The 7,333-nt window shown below is 37.1% G+C and carries 5 protein-coding genes; all 5 read left to right on the top strand.

Annotated features, from left to right (window positions below):
• Nucleotides 1-556: 556 nt before the first annotated feature.
• The gene (locus BFI01S_RS20300; RefSeq protein ID WP_061794214.1) at nucleotides 557-2,047 is read left to right on the top strand and encodes a M81 family metallopeptidase; all 1,491 of its coding nucleotides are present in this window, start codon (nucleotides 557-559) and stop codon (nucleotides 2,045-2,047) included.
• A gap of 184 nt (nucleotides 2,048-2,231) precedes the next feature.
• Nucleotides 2,232-3,275, top strand: coding sequence for a serine hydrolase domain-containing protein (locus BFI01S_RS20305; protein WP_235831239.1), 1,044 nt, complete (start codon nucleotides 2,232-2,234; stop codon nucleotides 3,273-3,275).
• Between the two features lie 38 nt (nucleotides 3,276-3,313).
• Nucleotides 3,314-4,210 carry a serine hydrolase gene (locus BFI01S_RS20310; RefSeq protein WP_061794215.1) on the top strand — a complete coding sequence of 299 codons (897 nt, stop codon included), beginning with the start codon at nucleotides 3,314-3,316 and terminating at the stop codon, nucleotides 4,208-4,210.
• A 202-nt stretch (nucleotides 4,211-4,412) separates the two neighbouring features.
• On the top strand, nucleotides 4,413-5,276 hold the full coding sequence (locus BFI01S_RS20315; protein WP_019382217.1) for a MurR/RpiR family transcriptional regulator: 864 nt from the start codon (nucleotides 4,413-4,415) through the stop codon (nucleotides 5,274-5,276).
• Between the two features lie 703 nt (nucleotides 5,277-5,979).
• A partial coding sequence (locus BFI01S_RS20320; protein ID WP_061794216.1) for a phospholipase D-like domain-containing protein occupies nucleotides 5,980-7,333 on the top strand: 1,354 nt, incomplete at its 3' end.

Here is a 7,333-nt window from a genome sequence, read left to right on the forward strand (position 1 = left end):
AAGAATTCCTACCAGCATTACTTCCTTTGAGGTAATGCTTTTCTTTTGTAAGGATACTGATGTTTATGCACGAGGAGGAAAAAATATCTGCTATGTATCCATCAATTCATTATGATAGCTGTTACTCACTAACCCTCTTTTTGTTGAGAACTGGCCTGTTAAGATGTTGTTTGCCAAATAATCAAAAGCACTAATCCCTCAGAAAACAGTCTTCATAAAATATAATTTAGCTTTCTGCAGTATGCAATAAGTATGCGCATGCTGCTTTTTTTTCCTACCCACTCGATTATTTGTGCGCCCTCCTTGTTTTGATTGATATGTGCCAGATAAAATTCGGGACTGTTTCCCTTGGATTCAGTCCCGAATTTTTTCTATTCATCGCTAAACCGAAATGCTAGAAAAACCTAGGGCTGTAAAATTAATTCTGAAAATTTATAAAAATATAAATTTATGTATTGAAAAGGTAACAAATTAGTAATATAATTACAAACAATAAAACGTTTACTTCATTTTTAAAACAAATTAAAGTATTTACTTCAAAAAAGGCGGGATAACAATGAGAATCTTGATAGGTGGAATTGCACACGAGACCAACACATTTTCCAATGTGAAAACAACAGTTGAATCGTTTAAGCAATGGGAATGGATACACGGAGATACAATCATACAGAAACATCGAAAAGTAAGAAATTACTTAGGTGGTATGATTGATCGGGCTGAAGAAATTGGGGTGGAAATTATTCCGAGTTTTTCAGCTTTTGCCATGCCCTCAGGGTTAATAACGAAGGAAACCTACGAGAGGCTGATTTATGAATTAACGGATTCTATTAAAGCAGCGGGTGAATTTGAGGCTGTTTGTCTGGCACTTCATGGTGCTGGAGTTGCGGAGGATGCTGATGATCTTGAAGGGGGTATATTATCTGCTGTTAGAGAAATTATCGGATATAAAATCCCTGTTGTTGTCACACTGGATCTTCATGGCAATATAACTGACCAGATGGTTAAAGAAGCTGATGTCCTGTTAGGTGTTAATTTCTACCCTCATGTCGATTGTTATGAAAGAGGAAAAGAAGCCATTGATATTACGAAGCAAATTCTTTTAGAAGAAATACATCCAAAGATGAGCCTCAAAAAACTGCCACTTATGATTCCCACTTCCACCACGAATTTACCTCCTGCGAAGCACATTAATGAATTATGCTGGACACGCGAAAAAAACGAAAAAATTATTGATTGTACATTCTTTCATGGATTTCCTTACACCAATATTCCTGAAGTCGGTGTAACGGTTGTAGCTATTACTAATAATGACCAGGAGCTGGCAGATCAAACAGCAGAAGAAATTGCAATAGAAATTTGGAATACTAGAGAGGACTTTTTTCCAGATATCGATACTCCTGAGGAAGGTATAAATAAAGCGTTGAGGATGGAAGGCAAGCCAATCATAATTAACGAAACCTCCGATAATCCTGGGGGCGGTACACCAGGTGATGGAACTCACTTGCTCTCAGCTATGTTAAAAGCAAAGCTTGAAAATGCTTGTTTCGGCTTTATATATGATCCAGAAGTAGTGGATATTGCACATGAAAGTGGAGTGGGGACGGTAATCGAAGTACTGCTCGGCGGAAAAACGGACGATATGCATGGGGAGCCTATACATGTTAAAGCATACGTAAAAACTCTCACTGATGGGCAGTTTATCCAGTCTTCGCCGATGGGAAGAGGTGCAAGCATCAATTATGGCAAGTCTGCGAGAGTCATAGTTGATGGGATCGATATTATAATTTGTTCTAAAAGGTCACAGACACTGGATGAACAAATCTTTTTGCTGCATGGGATTGATATAAAATCCTATAAAATCGTGGCCTTAAAATCAAGCCAGCATTTCAGGGCAGGTTTTGAACCGCTTGCAAAGGAAATCATTTCAGTTGACTCTCCAGGATTAAGCAGCTTTAATCTAAAATCCTTTAATCATACAAGACTCAGAAAAAAAGTATATCCATTTTATAAGGAAATAACGCTGTTTCAAAAAGAAAAATTCAAGTGAAAAATGGGGGAAAGAAAGTATTAAACATGTTATCCATCACTTTGATAAGTTTCGCAGTCATCTTAACAGGCTGTAATCCAGCTTCCGAAAAAACTGCTGGATCTGACACAACGGGTTCTGCACCACGGGACACGCTGGTAATATCCTCTGTTCGTGAGCCTGACAGCATTGATGTTCATAAAACATGGATATTGACCCATCTGCACAAAATTATCCAGGTTTAAAGATCGAGCAGGAAAATTACGAACCAATCGACACATATGAACAACTTATGCAGTTTATTGCAGACCAGGATATTGAATTATTAGGGGACCCTGGTACACAGTTTAGTTATTCAAATGATGCATATGCTTTATTAGGAACCATCATCGAACGTGTTAGCGGGAAAAGCTACGAACAATATGTATATGATCATATCCTTTCTCCTTGTGGTATGAAATACAGCTGCTTCATGATCGAGGAATATGGTGACTATGAAAATATCACCACTTGTTATGCAGAGGACAGTAGTGAAGGAACGAAGCGTATTATACCTGCTCCGATTTGGTGGGACGCTCCATCTATGCGAGCTGCAGGCTTTCTAAAATCGACTGCTGGGGACATGTTAAGGTACGCCGAAATTTTCCGTAATGCTGGTGTAGTAAACGGTAAGCGAATCCTATCTGAGGAAAGTGTAAAAGAAATGGTTAAACCTCATATTCAAACACAGCCAGGAAGGTTTTATGGCTATGGGTTAATGATTACCCCTGACTATTTTGGTACTACTCTGGTTGAACATGGTGGAGGGTTAAAGGCAATTTCTGCACAATTAAGTATTTTACCTGAAAAAGGAGTTTCAGGTGTGGTCCTGACAAATTTGGCAGGTGTTCCTGCTGCACGTGTTATGCAGCTTGCATTTAATGCCTATGCAGGAAGGGAAGTAGAGGCATCTCACATTTCCTTTGAAGAATACGAGATTGGTGAAGAGCGGCTGGAACAGTACCAAGGAGAATATGAGTCAAATGAAGGAATGAAAGTATCGATTGTAATAAAAGATGGAAAGCCGGTTCTTATTTCACAAAAAGCTGAGATACCTATCATGTTTGTAAAAGAAAATGCTTTTATTGCGTATGTTAACGACTCTACAGAAATAGCTGAAATTTTAGTAGATGATAATAATGAACCATGGGGTATTTCTTATCACTTTAGACAATTCCCTAAAGTTTCAACAAAACAAGTTGTTAAATAAATGAAACCGTATATACAAAAGATGGAGGGGTGTTTGCTATGAGTTTACAGGATCGTCTAGAAGAAGTTTTACGGGATGCCAGTGGTACTTTTGGTGTATATGTTAAACATTTGGAAACCGGAGAGACTGCTGCAATCAATGAGAACCGTTTTTTCCAGGCTGCCAGTGTCTTTAAGATTCCCATTTTGGCCGCTTTATACCGTGATGTTCATTTAGGGAAGGTCAATTTGCAAGAGCGTATCCGGCTTGAAGAAGCAGACTTAGTAAATGGATCCGGTATATTTAAAGAGTTAATTCCAGGAATCGATGTTACCATAAAAAATTTAGCAACAATGATGGTCATTGTAAGTGATAATGTTGGAACAGATAAGATATTGCGTATTATAGGTAAAGAAAATGTAAATCAATATATGAAAGAAGTCGGGCTAAACAATACTTACATTCGTTTTAGCTGCTGGGAACTTCTTTGTTCATGTGTTGGACTTCCGCCACAAGGATTTTCACTTGAACTTTATCATGAAATAAACCGTCGATTTAAAAATGGTGAAATTGATTATAATTCGATTGTGTTCCAAGAAAGTATAGATAATAATGTAACAACTGCATTTGATATGGCGTTGTTATTAGAAAAGATTGCAAATAAACAATTAATTTCGGAAAAAGCTTGTGATGATATGTTTGAAATTCTTGAAAAGCAGCAATTCCGAAATAGGATACCTTACTTATTACCTGCGACTACAGTTGTCGCTCATAAAACAGGCACCGTTGCAAGTGTTGTAAATGACGCAGGAATCGTGGAGCTGCCAGATAACAAAGGAAGGTTTATCATTTCCGCATTTTCAATTGGCAACAAATCAGAAGCTGAGGGTGCAAGAAAAATTGCTGAATTATCCAGAGCAGCTTATGGTTATTTTCGAACCGAAGTAACCATGTAAATGCTTTACTCTTAGAAAAGATGTAAAATTATAAAATTTCTTTATTTTGATAATAAAACCATATATGATAAGAAGGTACCTTTATATTTTTTAATATATTGTCTGAGGGCGTTACAGCGTGTAACGTTCTTTTTTCTCAAAGGTGACTAAGGCAATTCAGATGTAACTTACCAAGATTAACTCATCAGGAAGGGTTCACTTTATGGATAATTATAATGAGAGAATAAGAAAACTATTTAATAAACTAACAAAAAGACAGAAATTAGTAGCAAAATATATCGTTGACTTCCCTAAGGAAGTTGCATTTCAAACAGCAAAAGAGGTAGGTATCGCTAGTCAAACAAGCGATACAACCGTAATTAGATTATCATATGCACTTGGATATTCAGGATATAGCGAACTGCAAAAAGAAATTCAATCTTCCCTAATAGAAGATTCATTACATAAGACAGATCCTATAGAAGATTTTCGATCTACATCCAAGTCTCTAAAAGATATTAACTTAATTCAACACGTTATTGAGCAGGATAGCGCTTATGTTCGATCAACTTTAGAGCAATTAGATTACAGCCAGTATAAAAAAGCTGTGGATTTATTGATAAACTCAGAAATGCGGATAGTTATCGGCTTCCGTTCATCATATGGTCCTGCAAATTGGCTGACATTCAGCCTGAATATTGTAGTTGGAAATACACTTTTATATCGGGGAGAAATAGAGGATGCTAATTATTTCTTATCATTAATCGATGAGAGAACATTAGTGGTTGCCATCTCTTTTCCTCGATATACTAAAGAAACCAATTCGTTTGTTAAAGCAGCAAAGAAAAAAGGAGCAAAGGTACTTGCAATAACAGATGATGAGCTGTCCCCTTTAGGACTGCTTTCCGATATTTTGTTCAAGGTTGTTGCACCTTCTCCGATTCCTTTAAAAGGGATTACCCCCACCTTTGCTTTACTTAATTTACTTGTTACAAGTATAGCCGCTTCACAGGAAACTAAAGTCCAAAAGCGGTTGGAAGAATACGATCAGACAAGTGATGAATTTTCTCCATTTACAAAAATGTAATTGAGAGGGTAATTATATATTTGATGTATTGATGGAACGGGGAACCCATGGACCTCATTAGATATAGGTATAAAAAATGGTAAAATTGAAAAATAGGCCCTCTTATAGAATCTGATGGAGTAACGTAATTGACGCTGAGGGGCTTCTAGTTGCCACAGGGATTATGGACGTAAAACCCTCCAGACTGCCCGTTGGAGTTCGTCACGTTCTAGTGAACGGAGAAATAACGGTAAAAGATAACCATTTTTTGAAACGCACCTGTGGAATGGTTATTCGCCGAAACAAATCCTTTTTACTATAAATTGAAGTTTAATCTTGTTTCTTGAGGCTGACTCATTAAATTTGAGTTCAGCTCTTTTTTATTTTTATCTGTAAAAAAAGTGAGCTTAGAATACTCTAAGCTCAAAATATAGGGGGTCAACTGTTTGAATAGTTCGACCAATATTATTATAACGGATTCAAAATATAATTTAAATACAAAAATGCATAAATATTTAATTATTTTTTATAATTATACACACCCTTCATAGGTACGTTACTTTTTGGAATAAGTCTTTGAAAATTTCTTTATCCGCACACTTTCCTCGTTTAGAATCTCATAACTCATGAGTAAAAGTCTGCCTGACCAATTCCTCCATATTCCATATGTATACTTGCTGCATGGTTTGTACATGTTAATGGAAAAACTAAGGAGGAATTTTAGTTGGAATGGATTTACTTTCTATACCTGTTAAATACGGTCTTTATCTTATTCATAGCCATTTGGGAAGTTCGGCGGCCTTCCAAAGCTTTGAATTGGATAGTAATCGCCCTTGTTTTGCCTGTCATTGGTTTCTTATTATATCTTAGCATATCAAATCCCAATCTTATTCATCGTAAAAGATTGACCTTTTCTGATAATAAGTCTTATAAGTTGCCTGAGACATATAGTGATTCTGCATCGATCATCGCCAATGCTTTAAGGTATTTTTCTGTAGGCGGGCTTCGAATCGGCAAAGTCCAAGTACTAAACAATGGAATCGCAAAATATGATCAGCTTATCGAATCCCTTCAAAAAGCCCAAAAAACCATTGATCTGGAATATTTCATCTATCGTAACGACCAAATTGGTAATCGTATTACAGAACTGCTGATAGAAAAAGCAGTAAATGGAGTGCGGGTTCGTTTTATTAGAGATGCTTGGGGGAGTAAAAAATTTCCGCGACAAAAAATTCTTCAGATGGTGGAAGCAGGGATCGAATGCCGGACAATTTTCCCTTTAAAATTTCCCTGGGTTTTGTCCAATTGGAATTATCGGGATCATTGTAAGATTGTCACTATTGACAGTAAGGAATCCTTTGCTGGCGGTATGAACATTGGGTATGAATATACAGGATTAAGGCCGGACGTTGGATTCTGGAGGGACACTCATTTGCAAATTAAAGGCGAAGCAGCTGGAGACTTGCAGGCTATCTTCGACGTTCATTGGAATATCGCTGTACCAGAACGGATAAAGTCAAAAGCGAAATCTGATGCAACGAAAAAGAGTACCAAAACCCAAAAATATAAATCAAAGGAAATCAATCCAGCCAGCAGCATAGATCTTTCAAGATGGTCTGCCGAATTAGGATCTGAGTTATGGCCTATAGAAGGTAAAACAGACAATACCCAATCAAAGACAGGAGAATTGCATAAGGCATACATCCATACGCTGGAAGGAAACCCTGGAATTCCCACACCAGTTATTCGCCAAGCTTACTTTATATTGATAACACAAGCGAGCAAAACCATTGATATATCAACGCCTTACTTTATACCAGAAACAGATATTATTATGGCATTAAAGACAGCTGTGGCTCGTGGTGTACGCGTAAGATTACTGGTTCCCCGCCATATTGATAAAAAAATCGTGGGTTTTGCAAGTCAAACCTATTACGGAGAGCTTATAGAAGCTGGGGTCCAAATCTATCAGTACGATAAAGGAATGTTACATGCAAAACTGATGATCATTGATGGAGAAATTGCAGAAGTAGGCGCAGCAAACTATGATATGAGAAGCTTTCGCCTGAATTATGAAG

Source organism: Cytobacillus firmus NBRC 15306 (assembly GCF_001591465.1).
GTDB classification, from domain to species: Bacteria; Bacillota; Bacilli; order Bacillales; family Cytobacillaceae; genus Cytobacillus; species Cytobacillus firmus.

Bases quoted from the DNA above. Each gene is read 5' to 3' on its own strand.
- BFI01S_RS20300 (WP_061794214.1), top strand. From the start codon at position 557: ATGAGAATCTTGATAGGTGGAATTGCACACGAGACCAACACATTTTCC.
- BFI01S_RS20305 (WP_235831239.1), top strand. From the start codon at position 2,232: ATGGATATTGACCCATCTGCACAAAATTATCCAGGTTTAAAGATCGAG.
- BFI01S_RS20310 (WP_061794215.1), top strand. From the start codon at position 3,314: ATGAGTTTACAGGATCGTCTAGAAGAAGTTTTACGGGATGCCAGTGGT.
- BFI01S_RS20315 (WP_019382217.1), top strand. From the start codon at position 4,413: ATGGATAATTATAATGAGAGAATAAGAAAACTATTTAATAAACTAACA.